This is a genomic window from Nocardia ignorata NBRC 108230, from assembly GCF_001612905.1.
Lineage (GTDB): Bacteria > Actinomycetota > Actinomycetes > Mycobacteriales > Mycobacteriaceae > Nocardia > Nocardia ignorata.
In genome coordinates, this window is record NZ_BDBI01000009.1 from 1 (window position 1) to 21,865 (window position 21,865).

17 protein-coding genes are annotated in these 21,865 nt (G+C 67.8%); 7 read left to right on the forward strand and 10 right to left on the reverse strand.

The genetic code is table 11. The annotated features are described in order from the left end of the window. On the reverse strand, nt 1–2,608 hold a 2,608-nt coding region (locus NI2_RS07610), incomplete at its 3' end, for a beta-phosphoglucomutase family hydrolase (protein ID WP_084476194.1). Nucleotides 2,609–3,059: 451 nt separating this feature from the next. On the opposite strand from NI2_RS07610, the gene NI2_RS07615 reads away from it, so the two are divergent. After that, entirely contained in the window at nt 3,060–5,798 is a 2,739-nt protein-coding gene (locus tag NI2_RS07615) for an HAD-IC family P-type ATPase (protein ID WP_067488312.1), read from the forward strand. After that, nucleotides 5,795–6,802, forward strand: coding sequence for a hypothetical protein (locus NI2_RS07620; protein WP_067487887.1), 1,008 nt, complete (start codon nt 5,795–5,797; stop codon nt 6,800–6,802). The genes NI2_RS07615 and NI2_RS07620 overlap by 4 nt, the downstream gene beginning before the upstream one ends. On the opposite strand, the gene NI2_RS07625 is transcribed toward NI2_RS07620, so the two are convergent. Both NI2_RS07625 and NI2_RS07630 read right to left on the reverse strand, forming a co-directional pair. After that, a complete protein-coding gene (locus NI2_RS07625; protein ID WP_067487889.1) occupies nt 6,744–8,339 on the reverse strand; it encodes a flavin-containing monooxygenase in 1,596 nt (531 codons plus the stop codon). The genes NI2_RS07620 and NI2_RS07625 overlap by 59 nt on opposite strands. Nucleotides 8,340–8,430: 91 nt before the next feature. Continuing rightward, nucleotides 8,431–9,390, reverse strand: coding sequence for an AurF N-oxygenase family protein (locus NI2_RS07630; RefSeq protein WP_067487891.1), 960 nt, complete (start codon nt 9,388–9,390; stop codon nt 8,431–8,433). A 291-nt stretch (nt 9,391–9,681) separates the two neighbouring features. Here NI2_RS07630 and NI2_RS07635 point away from each other — a divergent pair, with 291 nt between their 5' ends. Beyond that, complete coding sequence (locus NI2_RS07635; RefSeq protein ID WP_067487893.1) at nt 9,682–10,614, forward strand: nitroreductase family protein; 933 nt, start codon at nt 9,682–9,684, stop codon at nt 10,612–10,614. A 21-nt stretch (nt 10,615–10,635) separates the two neighbouring features. On the opposite strand, the gene NI2_RS07640 is transcribed toward NI2_RS07635, so the two are convergent. The 4 genes from NI2_RS07640 to NI2_RS07655 form a co-directional block, all read right to left on the reverse strand. Next, a complete protein-coding gene (locus tag NI2_RS07640) occupies nt 10,636–11,556 on the reverse strand; it encodes a universal stress protein (protein WP_067487895.1) in 921 nt (306 codons plus the stop codon). 91 nt (nt 11,557–11,647) lie between these two features. Further along, entirely contained in the window at nt 11,648–12,568 is a 921-nt protein-coding gene (locus NI2_RS07645) for a universal stress protein (RefSeq protein ID WP_067487897.1), read from the reverse strand. Nucleotides 12,569–12,662: 94 nt separating this feature from the next. Beyond that, entirely contained in the window at nt 12,663–13,643 is a 981-nt protein-coding gene (locus NI2_RS07650) for a 1-phosphofructokinase family hexose kinase (protein WP_067487899.1), read from the reverse strand. Nucleotides 13,644–13,771: 128 nt separating this feature from the next. Next, on the reverse strand, nt 13,772–14,731 hold the full coding sequence (locus tag NI2_RS07655; RefSeq protein ID WP_067487901.1) for an acyl-ACP desaturase: 960 nt from the start codon (nt 14,729–14,731) through the stop codon (nt 13,772–13,774). A 246-nt stretch (nt 14,732–14,977) separates the two neighbouring features. Here NI2_RS07655 and NI2_RS07660 point away from each other — a divergent pair, with 246 nt between their 5' ends. Further along, nucleotides 14,978–15,985, forward strand: coding sequence for a hypothetical protein (locus NI2_RS07660; RefSeq protein ID WP_067487903.1), 1,008 nt, complete (start codon nt 14,978–14,980; stop codon nt 15,983–15,985). On the opposite strand, the gene NI2_RS07665 is transcribed toward NI2_RS07660, so the two are convergent. Next, nucleotides 15,894–16,550, reverse strand: a complete 657-nt coding sequence (locus NI2_RS07665; protein WP_067487906.1) for a hypothetical protein — start codon at nt 16,548–16,550, stop codon at nt 15,894–15,896. The two genes, NI2_RS07660 and NI2_RS07665, sit on opposite strands and share 92 nt — an antisense overlap. Nucleotides 16,551–16,650: 100 nt before the next feature. Further along, entirely contained in the window at nt 16,651–16,905 is a 255-nt protein-coding gene (locus NI2_RS07670) for a hypothetical protein (protein ID WP_133734161.1), read from the reverse strand. Between the two features lie 250 nt (nt 16,906–17,155). Between NI2_RS07670 and NI2_RS07675 the strand changes: the two genes are divergently transcribed. The 3 genes from NI2_RS07675 to NI2_RS07685 all read left to right on the forward strand — a co-directional run bounded on the left by NI2_RS07675 (nt 17,156) and on the right by NI2_RS07685 (nt 19,459). Beyond that, complete coding sequence (locus tag NI2_RS07675) at nt 17,156–17,413, forward strand: SHOCT domain-containing protein (protein ID WP_067488314.1); 258 nt, start codon at nt 17,156–17,158, stop codon at nt 17,411–17,413. Between the two features lie 215 nt (nt 17,414–17,628). Next, complete coding sequence (locus tag NI2_RS07680; protein ID WP_133734160.1) at nt 17,629–18,342, forward strand: sigma 54 modulation/S30EA ribosomal C-terminal domain-containing protein; 714 nt, start codon at nt 17,629–17,631, stop codon at nt 18,340–18,342. Between the two features lie 115 nt (nt 18,343–18,457). Continuing rightward, nucleotides 18,458–19,459, forward strand: a complete 1,002-nt coding sequence (locus tag NI2_RS07685) for a zinc-binding alcohol dehydrogenase family protein (protein WP_067487913.1) — start codon at nt 18,458–18,460, stop codon at nt 19,457–19,459. On the opposite strand, the gene ppsA is transcribed toward NI2_RS07685, so the two are convergent. After that, nucleotides 19,460–21,790 (reverse strand): phosphoenolpyruvate synthase, encoded by a 2,331-nt coding sequence (gene ppsA, locus NI2_RS07690; RefSeq protein WP_067487915.1) that lies wholly within the window; start codon nt 21,788–21,790, stop codon nt 19,460–19,462. Between the last annotated feature and the right edge of the window lie 75 nt (nt 21,791–21,865).

A 21,865-nucleotide genomic window follows, 5' to 3' on the forward strand; every position in this document is an offset into this window, starting at 1 on the left:
TATCGCCTTCCGCCTGCAGAATCAAGTCGAGACGTTCGATGTGGCCGTAGGCGGTACGGTAACCGTCCCAGTCGAATTCGCGAAGTTCCTCGTAACCCTGGAATTGACTGATGACCCCGTCCGAATGGAAGGGGACGCGCAGGCGGCGGCTGACCCGGTCCCAGCGCAGCGGCTCCTCGGCGGTGAGCTGCAGCCGCTCCCACAGGGGTCCGCAATCCACGCCGTCGAGCAGAGCGAGTACCTCGCGAGCGCGTCGCAGCACCCAGGAAGCGAGCACATTGGTGTACGCGTTGTTGCGGATGCCCTGGCCGGGAGCATCGGGGTATCCGTCGTGGAATTCGTCCGGCCCCATCACACCCTCGATATCGAAGCGGTCGTCGCCGGGGTCGTGGACGGCGAGCGCGCTGAACAGCCGTGCGACCTCGATCAGCATCTCCGCGCCGTGATCGATCAGGAAGCGGAGATCGGCGGTGGTCTGGTAGTACTGCCAGACGCTGTAGGCGATCGCGAGGCCGACGTGCCACTGGCGGCGCGAGTTGTCCGGCATCCATTCGCCGTTGCGTGGGTTGAACAGCGTGGTCGGTGTCTCCTCGCGGCCGTCACTGCCGCTCTGCCACGGGTACAGAGCGCCGGACAACCCCGCCGCGCGGGCGGCGTCGCGGGCACGGTCGAGTCTGCGATGCCGGTACTGCAAGAAGGCGCGGGTGAGTTCCGGACGGCGCAGGGTGAGTATCGGGTAGACGAACAGCTCGTCCCAGAAGATGTGACCTCGATAAGCTTCGCCGTGCAGTCCTCGGGCGGGTAGGCCCGCATCGATGTCGGGATGGGCGGCGATGGTCGCCTGCAAAACGTGGAATACGTGCAGATTCAAGGCGAGCCGGTCGTCCTGGCCGTCACCGAGGTCGATGCCGAACCGATCCCACAACTGCGCCCACCCGGCAACGTGCGCCGCCAGCAACGTGGCGATATCGGGAGCTCGTGTGATGAGGGCGGTGACCTCGGTAGCCGGCGTCGACAACGCGCGGTCCCGCGAGGTGGCCACCGCCGCGACCTTCTCCACCCTGACCCCGACCGCGGGTCGCAGGGGCACGACGATCTCGTGGCCGAGGAGATGGTCGCCGTCGAGCGCCGTGCGATCGATGCCGTCGGTGTCGGCGACGCGCGTCCGGATCGCTGTCGCGATCGTGACGCGGGATTGGGTCGTGTTCGTTTCGTAGAGCACGGTTTCCGGGTCGAGCTCCTGACGAGTGCCCGCCACGAGATGGTCGGCCACGAGGGCCCGGTCCGCCGCCACGTTGCGATTGCCGACGTGGCCGTTGATGGCCGAGGTGACGACCACCGACCCCGCCCAGTTCTCGGCTTCGATGGTGAGTTCGACAGCGGCCAGGTGTCTTTCGGTCACCGAATGGAAGCGCCGACCGGTGATCCGGGTGCGCCGGCCCGCGTCGTCGCGGTAGCGATCGATGGTGGTCAACACACCTGCGCGAAGGTCGAGGTTCTGATGGTGGCTCAGCATCTGCGGCGCCCCCGGCGTCAGCGGCGTTCCGTCTGCCGTCCTGACCGCGAGATAGGTCCAGTCGGGGGCATTGACCAGGTGCTCGGTTTCGAGGGTCTGATCGGAGATGCGGGAGATCGTGCGGTTGTAGACGCCGGCGAGGTACGTGCCCGGATAGTGGACGCCGTCCATGCTGCAGCCCGTGATCGACCCGCGTGAAGCCCAGTACCCGTTACCGGTGGTGCACAGTGCTTCCCGCGTGCCTTCCTGAGTGGGGTCGTAGTCGTCGTAGAACAGGTTCCAGCCGCCCGGTTCGGCGGTCGTGGCGCCACCGCACCACCGCGGCTGAGGCCTCGGCGGGAAGCCGGGGCGGGGAACCAGGGGTAGATCGGTCAGATCGGTGACGACGACATCGGCGCCCGCCGCGTCGAGCGCGGCGCCGGCGCCCGTGCGGTCGACGCCGATGACGAGCCCGAATCCGCCGGTATCGGCCGCCTGCACGCCGGCGGTGGCATCTTCGAGCACCACGGCCTCGTTCGGGTCTACGCCGAGGCGGCGGGCGGCCTCGAGGAACATCGCGGGATCCGGCTTACTCGCCAAGTCCAGTCGTAGTGCATCGGTGCCGTCGACGACGACGGCGAACATCTCGGCGATGCCGCCGGCGGCCAGCACGGCGGCGCTGTTGCGGCTCGCGGTCACCAGCGCCGTTGGCACACCCGCGGCGTGAAGGCCCGTGAGGAGTCTCCGGGCGTCGGCGAAGACGTGTACTCCCGCACGGGCCAGGGCCTCGGCGAACAACGTTTGCTTGCGCGCGGCCAGGCCCGACACGGTCAGCTGGTCAGGTCGGTCGTCGGGTGTCCCCGGCGCGATATCGATGCCGCGCGCCGCGAGGAACCTTCGGACGCCCTCCTCGCGGCTGCGGCCGTCGACCAGGTTGTGGTAGTCGCGATCGGAATCGAACGGTGGCAGGTCGGCGCCGCCGAGCGCGGGCAAGGCCTCGTCGAACAGGGCCTTCCACGCGTCCGCGTGAATCGTCGCCGTGTCGGTGACGACGCCGTCCATGTCGAAGACGACCGCGCGGTAGCCGTTGGCGGTGCGGGGGAGCTCTGTCATGCCCACGCGGACGGTTGCTTCGGACCACGCCTCGCCGAGCTCATCACCTCGTCCCACCATCCCTGCAGCGGGCTCGGTTCGGGCCAGCGTACCGCCGTTGCTGATTCGGCGCCGTCGTGGAGCTGCGCGGGAGTGGGATCTTGGCCGCGAATGAGCGACATGAGTACCTCCTGGTCGGACCGGGTCGTCGTCTCAGTCTGGGCTGTGGCCGGAAGCGCGAGAAGTGCCGGAAGTCCACGTCTGCTGGGCCGCACGGCCCTTCACCTACTCGGGCCAGGCGCGGTGACGGCGCACCGATGGTGTGTCGCGGCCGGTGCCAGGGATCGAATGCCCAACGGCACCCGGCCGCAGGACGAAAGCCCCTGCGATCGGTGTCCGCTGCGGTGGTCGAATTGCTGTCTACCGCTGCCAGCCGAATCTCGCTCGGCGTTGAGGAGGAGTCGACTTGCCGATCATCACGTCGCCGTCGTCGACAGCCGCGCTTCACGAACTGACCTCGTATGAGGTCGTGCTGCGGCTGGAGACGGATCCACACCGTGGTCTGACCGATCAGCAGGCGGTCGAGCGCATGGCACGCTTCGGGCACAACAGCTTGCCCACGGCAGAGGGGGCCGGGCCGGTCGTGCGGATCGCGCGCCAGTTCCGCCACCCGTTGATCTACGTCCTGATCGCGGCCGCAGCGATCACCGCCGCGCTGGGCGAATACGTGGACTCGGCGGTGATCTTCGGTGTCGTACTGATCAACGCGGTGGTCGGATTCATCCAGGAGACCAAGGCCGAAGCTGCCCTCGAAGGACTGCGGTCGATGGTGCGTACCCAGGCGACCGTGGTCCGCGACGGACAACGGCGAACCGTCCCGTCCGAGGAACTGGTGCCAGGGGACCTGGTCCTGCTCGAGGCGGGCGACAAAGTACCCGCCGATCTGCGGCTCGTCGGGGTGACCGAACTGTGGGTGGACGAGTCGGCGCTGACAGGTGAGTCCGCCCCGACGGTCAAAGACGACGGGGCGCTGGCGGGGCCGACAGTGGTCGCGGATCGGCACAACATGGCCTACTCGGGGACGCTGATAACCACCGGTAGTGGAACAGGGTTGGTGGTGGCCACCGGCGCGGAAACCGAGCTGGGCGAGATCCATCGGCTCGTCGGTGCTGCGAAGACTCTGGATACGCCACTGACGACGAAGCTCGCCGGGTTCAGCAGGATCCTGACCGTGGGAATCCTCGTCCTCGCCGCGCTGACCTTCGGCGTCGGTGTGCTGCGCGGGCAGGACGTGGCCGAAACCTTCACCGCCGCGATCGCGCTCGCGGTCGGCGCCATCCCGGAAGGACTCCCGGCGGCGGTGACGATCACGCTGGCCATCGGCGTTGCCCGAATGGCCCGGCGGCGTGCGGTGATTCGGCGTCTGCCCGCGGTGGAAACGCTGGGCGGCACCACGGTGATCTGCACGGACAAGACCGGAACCCTCACCCAGAATCAGATGACGGTGACCGGTGTATGGACACCTGAAGGCCGGTTCGCGGTCACGGGGCTCGGCTATGCGCCGGAAGGCTTCGTCCACGATGCGCACGACAACGTGGCCGCACTCGATTCCCACCCGGCGTTGCGGTGGTCGCTGCTGGGCGGGGCCGCGTGCAACGACGCGGTCATGATCGAGCACGAGGGGAGGTGGCAGGTCGTGGGCGATCCCACCGAGGGAGCGATGCTGGTAGCCGCCGCCAAGGCCGGGCTGGGCCCAGGCGTGGTAGCGCGGGCACTGCCACGACACGCGACGATCCCGTTCAGTTCTGAGCGGCAGTACATGGCGACCCTGCACGGTGATGCGACGAGCGCGGACTCGTCGGGGCAAGTGGTACTGGTCAAGGGCGCGGTCGAACGGGTCCTGTCCTTGTGCGCCTTCCATCTGAACGGCGAAGGCGTCGCCGCGCCGGTGAACCGTGTTGCGGTGCTCGCCGCCGCCGCGGAGCTGGCGGGGCAAGGTCTGCGGGTGCTGGCGACGGCGATGCTGCCGGTGGCCGGCTCGAACGATGTCGTCCCGGCGGACTTCGACGAAGAGCTGCTCTCGAATCGACTGATCCTCACCGGATTACAGGCCATGGTCGATCCGCCCCGGGCGGCGGCGCCCGGGGCGGTGGCCGCCTGCCATGCGGCGGGGATCGCGGTGAAGATGATCACCGGCGACCATGTCGGCACCGCCACCGCGATCGCCGGTCAGGTCGGTCTGCTGGACCGGCACGAGCCCGCCGAGGGCAGGGTGCTCACCGGCACGGAACTGGCCGCGCTGTCCGGCGCGGAGTTCGCGGCGGCGGTGGAACGGGCGAGTGTCTTCGCCAGAGTCTCGCCGGAGCAGAAGCTGCGACTGGTCGAGGCCCTCCAGGATCGCGGGCACGTCGTCGCCATGACCGGTGACGGGGTCAACGACGCGCCGGCGCTGCGGCAGGCGGGGATCGGCGTGGCCATGGGGCTCGGTGGCACCGAGGTCGCCAAGGACGCCGCGGACATGGTGCTCACCGACGATGATTTCGCGACGATCGAAGCCGCGGTCGAAGAGGGCCGTGGCGTGTTCGACAACCTCACCAAGTTCATCGCCTGGACACTGCCGACGAACATCGGCGAGGGCCTGGTCATCTTCGCCGCGATCGTCTTCGGCGCGGCACTGCCGATCCTGCCGACCCAGATCCTCTGGATCAACATGACCACCGCGGTGGCACTCGGGCTGATGCTCGCGTTCGAGCCGAAGGAGGCGGGCATCATGACCCGGCCACCGCGCGCACCGGATCGACCGTTGCTGACCCGCTCGCTGATGGCGCGGGTGCTGCTGGTGTCCTCGCTCCTGGTCGCCGGCTCGTGGTGGCTGTTCCAGTGGGAACTCGCCGAGGGGGCAAGCCTTCCCGAGGCCCGCACCGCCGCCGTGAATCTCTTCGTTCTGGTCGAAGCGTTCTACCTGTTCAGCTGCCGGTCGCTCACTCGCTCGGCGTGGCGGCTCGGGTTCTTCTCCAACCGGTGGCTCATCGTCGGCGTCACCGGTCAGCTGGTCGGTCAGCTCGCGATCACGTACGTGCCCGCCATGAACACCGTCTTCGACACCGCGCCCATCAGTGGCGACGCGTGGCTGCGGATCCTGCTGATCGCCGTCGCGGCGAGTCTTGTGGTCGCGGTGGACAAACGCGTGCGGCGAGGGCACGCGCGATGAGCACGATCGGCCGTGCGCGCGGACCGATCGTGACACGGCTACTCCACTCCGAGGAGCCGTCCATCCGTTGGCGCACTCTCCTCGGTGTGCTCGGCGTGCCGCCGCTTGATCCCGCGGTTGCCACGGCGGCCGCGGCGGTTCCCGGCAGCGAGCGCGTGCGGCGTCTGCTCTCCGAACGGCTGGCCGACGGCACACTGCCCTTCCACCCCTACAACGCGAAATGGCGAGGGGCGCATTGGGTGCTGGTCTCCTTGGCCGAACTCGGGTATCCGGCGGGTGATGATTCCTTGGTGCCGTTGCGTGAGCAAGCCCTGGGCTGGCTGCTGTCGCCGGAGTACGAGCGGCGCTATATCGGCCGGGTTCGAAACCAGGAGTTGCCGACGTTGCACGCGTCCATCGAGGGGAATCTGGTGTGGGCGCTGCCGCGGTTGGGGCTGGCGGACGAGCGGGTCGATCGCCTTGCCGCTCGTCTGCTCCACGCTCAGTGGCCCGACGGTGGCTGGAACTGTGATCGGCGAGCGACCGGTCGCGTGTCGTCCTTCGGAGAAAGCCTCGTCCCGCTGCGGGCTCTGAACGCCTATGCCCGCACCACCGGAGATCCCGAGGCCCGTGAGGCGGTCCTGCGTGCCTCGGAGCTGTTCCTCGGACGTCGGCTGTTCCGCCGCCGCACCGACGGCTCGGTGATCGATCGGTCCTTTCTCGAGCTGCACTTCCCGTGCTATTGGCATTACGACATCCTGTTCGCGTTGACAGTGCTCGCCGAGTCAGGGGCGATCGCTGATCCGCGCTGCGCCGAGGCTCTCGACGTACTCGAGGCGAAGCGCTTGCCCGACGGAGGTTTTCCCGCGGAGGCCAAGTTCTATCGGGTCAGCTCCGCGCACCCCGGTGGCGGGTCGTCGGTGGTCGGTTGGGGACCGACCAGTCGCCGGACGTCGAACGAATGGGTCAGTTGCTCGGCGCTGATCGCGTTGACGGCGGCCGGGCGTCGCGGTCCGTCCTCGTGATCTCGGGCACGGCCGGTGGAACCCGCCGCGCGGTAGCGGCCGAATCAGCCTGGTGGCGGCCGAATTTCAAGGCCGGGTCCTCGACAGGGCCTTTGCGCAAGCGCGCGACGTCGGAGGCGTAGGTCATCGTCACCGTCCATGGGCCGGAGGTGCCCTGTTTGGGGAGCGCGTCCGCCGCCCGGCGCACGTAACCGGCATGGAAGTCGAGCATCGGACGATGCTCGACCGACGGGTCGGCTACCGGTTCCACGGTGTCGTAGCCGCGCTCGTCGAGCAACCGCAACAGGCGGCACAGGTGCTCGCACACCAGGTCCAGCTTCAGCGTCCACGACGAATTGGTGTAGCCGATGGCGTAGGCGAAGTTCGGTACGCCGCTGAGCATCATTCCCTTGAACGCCATGGTCTGGCCGACGTCGACGGGCGCGCCGTCCTTGCTCAGCTGGATGCCGCCGAAGGGAAGCAGTCGTAGACCGGTCGCGGTGACGACGATGTCCGCGTCGATCCGCCTGCCGGACGTCAATGCGATGCCGTGTTCGAGGAACCGGTCGATGTGGTCGGTGACCACTTCGGCGCTTCCCGTGCGGATGGCCCTGAACAGGTCGCCGTCGCGGACGGCGCACAGCCGTTCGTCCCAGGGGTCGTAGCGGGGGTTGAAGTGCACGTCGACCTCGTACCCGCGCGGCAGCAGCGCCTTGTTCACCGCGCGGATCAGGCGACGGGTCACCGCCGGATGCCGCCTGCTCAACTCCCAGAGCAATCGCTGGCGCGCGATATTGAGGCGCCGGGCGACGCGGTAGGCCGTGGCATCGGGAAGTACCGTCCGCAGCGCGACCGCGAGATAGTCGGTACCGGGCAGCGGCAGGGCATAGCTCGGTGACCGTTGCAGCATGACGACGCCGGCCGCGGTCGCGGCCAGCGCCGGAACCAGGGTGACCGCGGTCGCTCCGCTGCCGATCACCACCACCCGTCGCCCCCGGTAGTCCAGGTCCTCGGGCCAGAACTGCGGATGGACGATCTGCCCGGCGAAGTCCTCCTGCCCGGCGAAATGCGGGGCGTGCGCCTGCTCGTAGGAGTAGTAACCCGCAGCGCTGAACAGGAATCTGCAAGTCATCGTCACGATCTGGTCGTTTCTCACCTGCACGCGCACGGTCCATCGGGCCTCGTCGGTCGAGAAGTCCGCGCTGAGCACCTTGTGCCCGAATCGGATGTTCGGTGACAGCTCGTCGTCGTCGACGGCCTCGGCCAGGTAATCGAGGATGTCGTCGCCGTCCGCGATCGCCGAGTCGTGCGCCCACGGCTTGAATTCGTAGGCGTAGGTCTGCAGGTCGGAGTCCGATCGAATGCCGGGATAGCGGAACAGGTCCCACGTTCCACCGATCCTGTCCCGCGCGTCCAGCAGCAGGAAGGACTTGTCCGGAAGCTGCGTCTTCAAGTAGTGGCCCATGCCGATGCCGGAGAGGCCGGCGCCGACCACGAGCACGTCCAGATCCACCGCCGAATCGTGCGAAGCACGGTCGGTTTTCGGGTCACAGCGCATGATGTGAAAACTCCTGTCCAAGATGTGATCTCTGGTGATTCCGCGTGATGGCCCCCCGCCGAGGCAACGGTGGGTGACCTGTTCGCGGGGTTCAGGCCGACCGGCGGGCGGGTTCGCTGCGGTACCGCGAAACCGGGCCGTCGATGCCGAGCAACCGCCACAAGTGCCGGGCGAGGGGGTTCATCAGTCCGGCGTCCGTCGCCAGTGCGCGGACATCGGTGAAGACGTCCCGCAGTTGCCGGGCGGACTCCGCGTGGTTCCAGAACGCCTCGCGGATAACGTTTTTCGGGATGCCGAGCTCCTCGGTCATCTCCTTCGGCGGGATCACGATGACGTCACACAACACTCGCATGATGAGGGGGAAGGCCAGCGACAGCAGTAGTCGGCGGACGGGCCGATAGGTGGCGACGGTCTCGTGCAGATAGCGATGCGCGAAGGAGATGTGACGCGCTTCCTCGGCGACGTGGATCTGCATGATCCGCTCGATCAGCGGATGCAACTCGACATCGGACCGGAGGTAGGCCTTCTGGATGTGGTCGATCGGTTCCTCGCCGGCCAGCACTCCGGCCCAGAACAGCGCCGGCGTGAACTGACCGGCCAGCGAGATGAACGGCCCCGCTCGACGGAACAGTCGGCGCGCCCCGGGCACATCGGCCCCGGAACGGTTGACGAACTCCTGGAACATCTGCGTGTGGTGGCATTCCTCGGTCGCCTCATGGGTGATGTAGCGGAATTCGGGTCTGCCGTTGGGAAGGGTGATCGCGAACGCCATGATCCCGCCGATCAGGATCTCCTCGAAGGTGCGCCCGACCTTGCAGACGTTGGCCTGGCGCCAGATGCCGATCTGGATCTGCCGCTCGACGGGAAGAGCCCGGTACCAGGGGTGCCTGCCGAGTGGATCGACGGCGGGCAGCACCCAGCGGGGGTCGCTCCAGGAGATCTCGTAATCGGGGTCGTCCCAGGCGATGTCGGTGAAGGCGTCGAAATGCGCCGTGACGGACGCTTCGGAGAGCGTCTGCATGGTTTCGTCGAAGGTTTGCTCGCTGGTCATGTCACTCCCAGGGCTCGGCGGCTGCGATGCCGCAAATATGTGTTACTGAGAGTTGCATGTTTGTGTGGTCGTGCCAACGCTCCGAAAGGCAACACCGTCGAGGGCTTCGGTCCCTGGTGAGAAGGTCTTTGGGCCCTGGGCGGTTCCGTAATGTCAGCGGATCGAATGTGGCCCGGTGCGGTACTCGGCGCACCGATATCGGTCCGAAGTCATCGCGGGCGGTGTCTTCGTGCTCTAACCGCGTCCCGGGGCGCGGTGGCACCGTGGGATACGCAGACGAAAGGACGATCAATGGCCCCCGGAATGCCCGACCGCCGCACCGTGATCGCGGCACTGACGCTCGCTGGGCGTGCGCCGTCCCGGCGCGATACCCAGCCGTGGCGGTGGCGGGTGACCGACGGTGCTGTCCATCTGTACCTCGACCCGCTGTTCTCGCCGTACGCGACCGACCCGGATTCGCGCGACGCGGTGCTCAGCTGTGGCATGGCACTTCACCACCTGAATGTCGCCTTCGCGGCGGCTGGGTGGGCCACGGTGGTCCACCGGCTACCGGACGGGGCCCGACCCGAGCTGCTCGCATCGCTTCGGTTCGTGCCGCATCGCCCCACGATGCTGGAGCGATCGCTACGCGAGGCGATCATCGAGCGACGCAGCGATCACCGCCCTTACCCGATGCGGCCGATACCCGTTGGGTACCTGAGCTTGTTCCGTGAGCGCGCGGCGGCATTGGGTGGCGTCGTGCGCCTTGTCTCCGACAGCGACCGTGAATGCCTCGCCGCCTACGCGGGCACGCCTCGCCCGAAGGTGCCCTGCGAAAGCCGGCCCGCGCTTGCTGTTCCGCGGGACCCGAGCGTGCACGGCGAGGGACTCATCGGGGATTCACCGCGTTGGTCGCCGTTCGAAACCGATTCCGTGCAGAGCCTGGACGGGGGATTCGTCGACTGTGCTGAGCTCTTCGTCGCCGGTACACCCACCGATGATGCGGAGTCGCGGCTGCGTGCGGGCGAGGCGATCAGTGCGGTGCTGCTGACCGCGACCAATATCGGTCTGGCCACGTGTTTGCTCGCCCAACCGCTCGAGTCGCTACGGAGCTTCTTCCGGACCGAAGCAGTGGGCGGCCCGCTGTTCCCCCAAGCGCTCTTCCGCGTGGGATGGGCACCGGATACCGACGAAGCACTGGAGATCCCGCCTCGTCGCCCGGTCGAGGACCTGATACTTCCCTAGGGCGATTACTGACCCTGGTCCTCAGCGAATGCGTGGATGCACCACCATGACGGGGCAGCGAGCGCACTGGATCAGCGCACTCGTGGTCGAACCGAGCCGCAAACCATTGAACCCGCCGCGGCCTCGGTTGCCGAGGACCAGGAGCTGTGCCGACGACGACCACTCGATCAAATGGTGAGCCGGCCCCGACACGAAGGTCTCGCGTGTGACCGAGACGGCGGGGTACTTGTCCTGCCAACCGGCGAGCTGTTCGTCGATCAACTCCTGCGCGTCGGCACGGGCGCGACCGTCGGTCAGAACGTCTGGTAGCCCGGCGAACCATCCGAACCGCAGGTCACTCCAGGAGTGCACGACGACCAAGTCGGTCCGGCGCTCGTCGGCCTCGGCGAAGGCGGCGGCCACCGCGGCGCGGCTGTGCTCGCTGTCGTCGACACCGACGACTACCGGTCCCGCGCCTGTGCTCGGCCGCACGGGAGCCGTGTCGCGCACCACGACCACCGAACCGTGTCCGTGCGCGGCGACAGCGAGAACGGTCGACCCGAAAAGCCCGCCGCCACCGAGGCCCACAGCGCCGACAGCCGTCGAGTGCGCGGTGGCGGATTCCTCGACCAGGACCGGCGCCGCGGTGCCGTCGACGATGGCGGTCTCGATGTCCAATGCCGGATCGATGGCTACCGCCTGCAGTTTCGCCGCACGGAGGCAGTCGGCACCGAATTCCCGCATCGCTTCGGTGACCGAGCTCAGCGGCAGGTCGTAGGGGTCGAGCAGGATATGCGCGGCAGTGAGATCGGCGGCATGCACGATGCGCAGCGGTCGCGCGCTCGCGGCGGCGGCCTCGGCCGCCCAGCGGACCGCCAGCCCGGCGGCTTCCGATCCGTCGGTGCCGACCACGATCGGTGCGACGGGCGAGCGCTGGTCGGCACCGGTCTGGTTCTCGGTCATGTCTGGTCCCTTCCCGGGGTCGAGCTGTCGGCTGTCGTCGAGGTTCGGCACCGACTGTGCGATGCGGCGGCCGGGCGATCCAGAGGCAGGCTCAGTCGATCGTCTGTTCGGCCGCCAGGTCGCGGTTGGACAGCCGGAAGCGGAAACGCTCCATCGTGGTCGGATTCGACGGCTGTTCGGGGACTACGAGGACCGCGCACCGCGTGTGCTGGAGGGCCGAGTAGGTGGCTCCGCTCAGCAATGGCCAGAATTGTCTGCGCTGCCGGGTGGTGACAACCAATTGCGCTGTAGCAGAGAACTTCTCTATCGCGGTCCGGGCATGTCCGAAGTAGGTGACCAGCCTGGTCCGCACAGTGGGGAAGTCTCGTTCGTGCTCGGCCAGGAGCGCTTCGACGTGGTCCTCGAGTCGAGGCGTGGCTACCCGTGCGGTCGGTCGGGTGACCGTGACGACCAGCACCTCGCAGTGGCGTTCGGCGGCGGCACGCATCGCGGCCGACAGTGCCGGGGAGACGGCGCTGTCTGTGGCCGTGACGACCACCAGCACCGGCCCGACCGCCGCAGCTGCGCTGGTCGGCGGCCGGATCACCGCGAGAGGACAATTCGAGGCCGCCGCGAGCGTGGTCGCCACGGAACCGAGCATCGATCGGGTAATCGTGGCTCGGCACCCGCTACCGACGACTACCTCGCACGCGCGCGTCGACAAGCCGAGCAGTCTGGTTGCCGGATCCCCGGAGAGCACGACGGTGCTGATCGCCGGCGCCGGGGCCGACGAAGTCCGCGCCCATCGCTCGAGAACCGCGCGACGGGCGTTGTCCAGGATTTGTCCGCTCGCCGATACGGTGGCATCGCGCTCGGCGACATGGACCAGCTGCAACGGTGCCTTCCGAGCGTCGGCGACCACCGCGGCCCACTGCGCCGCGCGGATCGCCGTTGATGAATCGTCGACGCCGACGATCACGGGCGCGGATGTGGCCGGCTGCCGGTTGTGCTCGTCGGTGGTGATCTCGCTCATATCCTCAGGGTGGCTGTCAGGCGCGACAACCGGCAGGGCAGCAGTGCCCGAACAGCCGGGACTTTCGGCACAGTGCCTCCGCTCGACGGCGGCGTCATCCGGTTGTCGAGCCGGTCGCCGGCACAGAGCGGATCTGGGCAGCGAGTTTCTCCACGGTCGCGGACTCGAAGACGTCGGTACCCGGCAGCGTGACCGTGGCAGCCGCCGCGGCCACCCCGAGTACGCAGGCTTGTGCCACCTCGGCGCCCTCGGTCAGGCGTTGGGTGATCGCCGCGACCAGGCTGTCACCGGCACACGCGTCGCTACGTGGCGGCGCGGTGAGGGCCGGCGCCGCTATCACCTGGTGGCCGCCGCTGTCGGAGCACACCGCGCCGAGGGCGCCGACCGTGGTGATCGCGTACTCGCAGGCGCCACGCTCGAGCAGCAGAGCATTGGCCGCGCAGGCGTCGTCGTACCCGGCGATCGGGCGACCGATCAAAGCAGCGGCTTCGACCCGATCCAGCCGCAACAGAAAGACGCGCTCGGCCAGCATCGTCGTCAGCTGCGTGCCCGCGATGTCGGCGATCAGCGCGGCGCCCGCGGCGGCGACCTCGCGCGCCACCGCGGCGCCGAATCCCGCACTCAGGCCAGGCGTCGCGCTCCCCGACAGCACGAAATAGTCGCAATGCCGGACGGTTTCGGCGATCATCTCGAGACACTGCCGCTCCTCGGCGGCGGACAACGTCGGTCCCGCAGGTACGACGTGGTAGCTTCTGCCGGACTCCCGCTCCGCGACGACGAAGGCCTCACGCGTGTCCTCGCCGATCTCGATGGGAAGGTGCGCGATGCCTTCGTCGTCGAGCAGCCGATTCAACCGCGCGCCCACTTCTCGTCCCGCGGTGTGCAGGGCCAGGGCCGTACCGCCCAGACGACGCACACCGCGCGCCACATTGAGGCCACCGCCACCACCGCTGATCGAGCACAGTCGTGCACGTGACTTTCCCTCGGGCCGCAAGCACTCGACCTCGACAGAGAGGTCCACTGTGGGATTGATGGTGAAGGTCGCGATCGGTACCGGATGCGTGATGGGGTCCATGGCGCCAGCATGTCGCGACAGGCGACGGTCCCGGCAGTGCCGAACGTCCTCGCCGGGCTCGCCGTTGGTCGCCTGCGTCCGCGGTCTCGAACAACGAAGGATCGGCTGCCGCGCGGTTCGACCCTATGTCAAGCTCGCGCCCGGTCCCGGGCGAGCGCCCGATCGCGCTGCTCCTCGAACCGGGGAATCTTGATCGTCGCCAGGTCGTCGAGGAAGCCGGCCAGGTGCTCCCTGGCCCGCTCGCCGCGCGCGGTGAAGTCGTTACGCTGGAAGACATTCCACTGCCGCAGAACGGGATTCAGTACCTCTTCCAGATGCTGACGCAGGTCGTAGACTCCATGCTTGGCCATCAGCACGCCGTGGCGGCGGAAGTCGGGCATACCGGCGCCGGGCATCTGGAAATTGCAGACGATGGTGTCGATCGCTTCGATCGCCTGGTCGGGTACGAGATCCAAAGCGGCCGCGCAGACGCTGCGATAGAAGATCATGTGCAGGTTCTCGTCGGCGGCGATCCGCTGCAGCATTCTGTCGGCGATGGCGTCGGCGCAGACCTTTCCGGTATTGCGATGGGTGACCCGAGTGGCCAGTTCCTGGAAACTGACGTAGGCCACCGAATACAGCAGGCCGGCGCCGCTGTCGAGTCCGGCCGCATCCGACCCCGCCGTGAACCCGTTGGTCATGTGACTCATCCGTGCCGATTCGAGCCGAACGGGATCGACGCCTCGGGTGACCACCAGATAGTCACGGATCACCGTGCTGTGCCGCATCTCCTCTGCGGTCCACCGGCCGACCCAGGTGCCCCAGGCGCCGTCGCGGGAGAAGTTCTGGGAGATCTCGCGGTGATAGGACGGCAGGTTGTCCTCGGTGAGCAGATTGGTGATCATGGCCGCCTTGGCGACATCGCTGAGCGTGGATTGGTCGGGGTCCCAGTCGGTCCCGCCGAGCATGGCGAAGTTGCGCCCTTTGTCCCAGGGGATGTAGTCGTGCGGTTGCCAGTCCTTGCTCATGCCGAGATGACTGTTGAGACAGCTCTCGGCGACCGGTTCCAGTTCGTTGAGGATCTCTCGCTGTGTCAGGTCACGATGCACGGCGGTCGTCTGCCCTTCTGCTCTGGACGAGATGGATGCCCGACGGTGGCGGCGGGCCGGTCGGGGCCGCCTTACCTCACCACCACGGCGTCGCTGGCTCGTAGAGCTGAAAGACCCACGGTGGAGGGGCTTCAGGCTCTACGCCTCGCTCTGCCGGTTTGGTCTCATCACAACAACGACAGTCTCGCCGCGAAATCGCGGGTAGCTGAAAAGACTGTTGATCAGGGGTAATGGAGAGGAGTACCGGTGTCAGGTACAGCGTCCGACCGCGAGTTGATCGACCGCTATGTGTACGCGGTGCTCGCTCACATCCCGCGCGGGAGCCGCGGCACGGTCGCGGCCGAATTGCGCACCAGAATCGCCGAGGAGGTGCCCGCACGTCCCGTACGCGCGGTGCTTTCCGAGCTGGGGGCGCCCGAGGATCGAGCTCGGCACTTTCGCGGCGCGCCGCGCCAGCTGATCGGACCCCACCTGTACGACACGTATCTGAGGGTCTTGTGGCCTGCTGTGCGGGCGATGGCGATTGTCGCGGGCGGTGTGAGTCTGCTGACGGCCGCCCTCGGCGGAGAAGCCGCGCCGACTGTCATCGATGTCCTCCGAGACGGTCTGACATCCGCGTTCGCCGGCGCCGTCTACGCGGCCTTCTGGGTGACGGTCGTCTTCGCGGGGATCGAACGCGTCGCGCCGGGCACGGTCTTGTATACATGGCAACCGGACGACCTGCCCCCTGTGCCGCACGGGCGAGAGATCCCGCTCGGTGACGCCGTGGGTGATCTGGTTTTCGCGCTCATCGTGTTGACCGTCGTGTTGTGCTTCTTCCCGGCGCTGGCTCCGCCGTTTCTCGCGGACGTGGTGGGGGGATTGGACTCGGGTGTGGTGACGCGGCTGTTGCCCGCGGTGGTGGTGGTGGCCGTGTTGTGGATCGCGGTCGCCGGCGCGCAGCTGCTCGTCCGCGCGTGGACCTTACCGGTCACCGTACTGTCGATCGCGGCCGATCTGCTCGCCATCGCTACGGCGGCGGCAGTCCTGGTGCACCGGCCCTACTTCTCCGATGTCTTCCTCGCCGACCTGCGCGGCGAGGACGGTGATGTGGCCAGGGCTGTCGATATCGGCATCGGGATCGGTGCTGTCGCGGTGATTCTGGTCTGCGCCACCGCAATCGTCACAGCCGCGCGGCGGTATCTCGGCCATCGTCAGGGCGACCTGGACGGTGGTCGCCGAGCCGGTGGCTCGGTGCTCGATGTGCGGGTGTGACCGGGAGATACTCGGTCCAGTCGATCCGCGTGAGCATGACGACACCGGCGAGAAACGCGATCTGCACGGCAATGCCATAGGGCGTGGTGAGCGAGGAGGTCAGAGTTTCGCCGAGACTGCGCTCGGCGACCTCGGCGGCGCTCATGTACAGCGAGAAACTCACTATCCTTCCCACGATATGCGCGGTGGTCAGCGGAAACAGGCGCAGACCCATCAGCCCGGCCGCCTCGAACATCTGCGCCGACGGTAGCGGAGAGACGAGAAAGACCCCGATCGTGGTGATTCTGCGGCCACGACGACCGGTGAGATAGTCACTGGCGGCGCGGAGATTGGCTCTGCGCCGCGGGCCGAGACGGCCACCGGCGCGACGGGTGACGGCGGCGAGGACGTAACGCCCCGCACCCGAAGCGACAGCGGCGCACACGACGAGCGGGGCCGGGTCAAGGTTCCAGTTGAGCCCGAAGAACACCACGAGCAGCGCATTCGGTGGCCCGAACGCCGGCAGCAAGTTGACCGTGAACACGACGGCGACGACAAAGAGCAGGTGTGCCACCGTCGTGCTCATGACGGTGCTTTCGGCAAGGCACCGAGGGCGATGTCGGTGTCGGACATGGCGGTCCTTTCCGCTTGCGCGGGGCGACGGGTGGTGATCCGACGACGTGTCCTCAGCGTCGGGCGGCGAGCCTGCGCAGCCGCTCGTGTTCGAGAACGAATACGGCGATGCTCCCGGTGAAGCTCAACGCCGTCGCGATCGCCCCGAGTGTGGTCCAGCCGCCGAACCCGTAGCCGGCCGCGGTCAATGTCGAGGCGAGCCCGACGATTCCGGTGAAGAAGAGCAGAATCCCGGGAATGTTGTACGGGTCGGCGAGGCTCTCGCCCGGCTTGCTGTGGTAGGCGGCGTTGGAAGTGCTGTCGCTCACGGTGATTCCTCCGATGTGTCTCATCAGACCTGGACATCGTTTCCGAGGTCTGTCGACACACTGTCTCTTCGCCGCCTGCCTCACCGTGAGAGGCGTTGGTCCCGAAGGGTTTCGACCAAGGTCATCTGGGGGCAATTGGTACTCCGCGATGGTGTCCGTCGGCCCTTACCCCGCCCGGTCCGAACGGGCCATGGTTGCACTGTCGGCACACCGCGATCTCGAGCGGTGTGAACACCGGAGGAGGCTTGAAATGTACTGGTACGAGCATGATGTCAATGGGTGGGGTTACGTCTGGATGGGCTTCGGAATGATCCTGTTCTGGGGTCTGCTGATGGCTGGGTTCCTGCTTGCCCTGCGGTACCTGTTCCGCGCGGACAGCGAACGCCGCGCGCACCCGGTACCGCCGGGCCCCGAGCACGTTCTGGCGGAACGCTTCGCCCGAGGAGAGATCGATGCGAAGGAGTACGCGGATCGGTTGTCGGTGTTGCGCTCGGTCACCCGGCAGTGATCCGTGGCAGCGTCCGATGCCACCCCGGCGTAATTCCTCGCATATCAGGGACAAGCGACCGTTCCGGCGAGGACCTTCGGCACTTTCCCGGTTGCAGGCCCGGCGGTGAGTGTAGGGACGCTCGATGCCGACGTGGCTGCTGAGCGGAAAGGTCAGGCCTGGTGGTGCATTCGTCGGATATCTTGTCACGATTTCTCCTTGTCCCCGGGGCGACGGTGAGCGTTCGTGGCGCCGTGCCCGGAGCCGATGTCGCGCGGTTGGGCACCACCGTCGGCCGCACCCTGCGAGATCACGGTGCCGACCGGCATGTGCGGATCCGGGTGAGCGGACCGAACGACGGCGACGGCCCACTGCTGGTGCAGGTGAACCTCGCGCTGGACGGCGTCGCGATCCGGATGCAGACGACGGCTCCCGCCGACCGCGTCGCCGACACGGTGGAGACGCGGCTGCGCAGGCAGATCGTGCATGCCCGACGATGGGCACCGCGCCCGTGGTCGACTGGATCGTCGGCGGGACCTTCGCTGCTCTTGCCGGGCCCGCTCGTCCGACGCAAACGGATCACGCCGCGAGTACTGTCCCCGGTCGCGGCGATCCGCACGATGGACGCACTCGACTACGATGTCCACCTCTTCACCGACAGCGAGACCGGCGAGGACTCGATCGTCTACCGCGGCGGTCCGTGGGGCTTGCGGCTTGCCCGGCAACACGATCTCCGGCCACCCGACGGGCTCTCGACGACAGGGCCGACCGTGCCGACGCTGCATGTACATCCGGCTCCGATACTCGATGAACACACCGCCACAGCCAGGATCTGTGATCACCGCCTCCCGTTTCTCTTCTACAACGACCTGGCGTCGGGGCGGGGCGCGCTGCTGTACCGGCGATTCGACGGGGGACTCGCCTCGTTGTCGATCGTCGGCGACGGCTGAGAAGACCCGGATCGATACAGACGCGCGTGGGCACGGGGACTTCCCGGCGACCACGGGTTTTCGTGCCAGGGTGGACAGGACACCGCCGGTGCAACGTGAAGGGAGCGGCGAGACGATGCGAGCGTGGCGAGTGGCGCGTCCCGGCCCGATCGGGTCCGCTGTTCCGCTGCGGTTCGGCCAGGAGCCGATGCCGGAACCCATGGCCGACGAACTACTGGTCAGGGTCCTTGCCTGCGGGGTGTGCCGTACCGACCTGCATGTGGTGGAAGGCGACCTACCCGTCCACCGTTCGGGGGTGACCCCAGGGCACGAGGTCGTCGCGCAGGTCGTGTCGGTTCCGGAGGGATACAGCGGTGTGGCGGTCGGTGACCGGGTGGGTGTCCCGTGGCTGCGACACACCTGTGGGGTCTGCCGATACTGCCTGCGTGGCGCGGAGAATCTGTGCCCTCGGTCGCGCTATACCGGATGGGACGCCGACGGCGGATACGCCGAATTCGCCGCGGTCCCCGTCGACTTCGCGCTCCCATTGCCTGCCGGCTATTCCGACGAGGAGCTTGCGCCGCTGCTGTGCGCCGGGGTCATCGGGTACCACGCGCTGGTGCGGGCCGAGGTACCGCCGAACGGCGTTCTCGGCATCTACGGATTCGGCGGTAGCGCCCATCTCACCGCGCAGATCGCATTGGCGCGAGGAGCTCGCGTCCATGTGATGACCAGAGACCCGGCGGCCAGGGAGCTGGCATCGGCGCTCGGCGCGGCTTCTGTGCAGGGTGCGGCCGACCCGGCACCGGAGCCGCTGGATTCCGCGATCCTGTTCGCCCCCGTCGGTGAACTGGTATTGCCCGCGATGGAGGCGCTGGACGCCGGGGGGACGCTGGCGATCGCCGGAATCCACCTCACCGACGTCCCTCCGCTGAACTATCAGCGACACCTGTTCCGGGAACGCCAGATTCGCAGCGTCACATCCAACACCCGAGCACAAGCCCGGGAATTCCTCAGCCTGGCGGAGCACTACCGGCTGAGGGTTTCGACCCATCGTTATCCGCTGGAGCACGCTGACCGCGCTTTGCTCGACCTCTCGCTCGGCCGATTCGACGGCGCGGCCGTGCTGGTGCCTTGATCACGTCCGTCCGGCGGCCGGCGGCGCGTGACCGACAGTCCGCGGGGAAGTGTCTGCAGCGAGCGCGTGATCGAGCAGGACGCGGCGTTCGGCGGAGGCGACGACCCGGCGGGTCGCCGCGACCGCATCCGGCGTCACCGACACCGACGTGATTCCCATGCGCACCAGATGTTCGGCGAACTCCGGCCGGTTCGAGGGCGCCTGACCGCACAGCGACGAGGTGATGCCAAGGCGCCGTGCGAGTCCGACGATGCGTGAAATGGCATCCAGCACAGCCGGATCCGATTCGTCGAACAGCTCGGCGCAGTCTTCGGAGTCGCGGTCGACACCCAGCATCAGCTGGGTCAGGTCGTTGCTGCCGATGGAGACACCGTCGATACCGAGACCGACGTATTCGGGGAGCCAGTGCAGCACCGAGGGGACCTCGGCCATCACCCAGCGGTGCAGGCCGCGTTGCCGACCCAGCTCGCTGGCGTCGATGAGTTCCAGGCACGCTTCCAGCTCCCACTTGGTGCGCACGAACGGGATCATCACGTGCAGATTGGGATTATCCTGGCGGGCGCGCGCCAGCGCGCAGAGTTCGGCGTCGAACAGGTCCGGCTCACGGATGTAGCGGTAGCAGCCGCGGTAGCCGATCATCGGGTTGTGTTCGACGGGCTCGTATCGCTCGCCCCCGCGCAGTGCGCGGAATTCGTTGCTGCGGAAGTCGGTGGTGCGGTAGACCACCGGTCGAGCGCCGAACGGCGTGGCGATCCGGTCGAGCGACTCGCTCAACCGGTCGATGAAGAGCCGCTGTTCTCCTCGCGCGAGAAGATCTCGGGGATGGCGGCCCTCGAGCGCGCGGGTCAGCAAGGTTTCGGCGCGCAACAGCCCGACTCCATCGACATCCTGCGCGGCGACGGCGACGGCCGCGTCAGGAGTGGCCAGATTGACGTAGATCTTGGTCGCGGTGGGCTCGGTGGCGAAGCTGTGCGGTGCGACGCGTCCGGCCGGACGTGGTGCCGGGACGTCGGTGGTTCCTGCCCTGACCTGCCCGGTGGATCCGTCGACCGTCACCAGGGTGCCGTCGACGAGAGCCGAGGTGGCGGTGCGGGCACCGACGATGCAGGGAATTCCCAGTTCACGTGCCACGATCGCGGCGTGACACGTCATGCCGCCGCTGTCGGTGACCACGGCCGCGGCTCGCGACAACGCCGGTAGCCAGTCCGGATTCGTCATCGGCGCCACGAGCACCTCACCCGCGCGCAGCAGCTGCCCGAGATCCGGCGAAGCCAGCACGCGAACGGGCCCGGACGCCACACCGGGCGCCGCGCCGATGCCCTGGACAAGGGCCGCGTCGCTGGAGGGTTGCGAACTCGACGAGGTGGCGGCCTCGGTCGGCGTCGTGATGGGTCGCGCCTGCACGATCCAGAGAGCACCCTGCTCGTCGAAGACCCACTCGACATCCTGGGGGATCCCGCCATGGTGGGCCTGTACCGACAGCGCCAGCCGCGCGACCGCCCGGGCCTGCTCGTCGGTCAGGACCGGGGAGGCGGCGTCGGTGGCATCCAGTTCGACCCGACGGTCGCCGTCCGGGCCGGACATGATCGCATAGCTTTGCCGTCCGATCCGGGTGCGCAGCAGGTCCGGGCCCGCCGCGTCGAGTAGGTAGGTATCGGGCTCGACCGCTCCCGAGACGACGACCTCGCCCAATCCCCGGGCGGCTTCGACGACGACACGATCGCGTCGCCGCGTCGCGGGATCCGCGGTGAAGGCGACCCCGGCGGCTCTGGCATCGATCATGCGCTGCACGACGACGGCCATCGTCGGTCGCCCGCGCATCCCGCGGCGGGCCCGGTAGGTCAGCACCCGAGGGCTGAACAGCGAGGCCCAGCAGTCGACCACAGCGGCCAGCAGGGCGTCTTTGCCGCGAATGTTGGTGCGGGTCACGTTCATCCCGGCGAAGGAAGCGCCCGCGCTGTCCTCGCCGATCGCCGAGGAACGCACTGCGACCGGAATATCGTCACCGAGCGCGCCATAGGCCGACGAGACGGGCTCGCGGACCATATCGTCGAGGTCGACAGCGCGGACCAGCTCCGCCATCTTCTCGCACAGGTCGGCGAGCTGGGCGGTGTCTGTCACCGAGGCCAGAGCTCGATCGTGGAGTTGCCCGAGTGCTGTGCCGACGGGACTGTCGGTGATCGCGTGTTCGTACGCGGCGGCCAGCACGACGAAACCGGCAGGCACCGGCAGATCCGCGGCGACGAGTTCGCCGAGATTGGCGCCTTTGCCCCCGGCCCGATCAGCGTCTTCGATCCGCAATTGCCTGAATTCTGCGACGAAATCGCCCATTTCGGTCCTCGTTTCCGTTCGGTGTCGGTTTCCAGCCTCGCCGGGAGCCGGACTCGCCGATACGGTCGAAGGTCC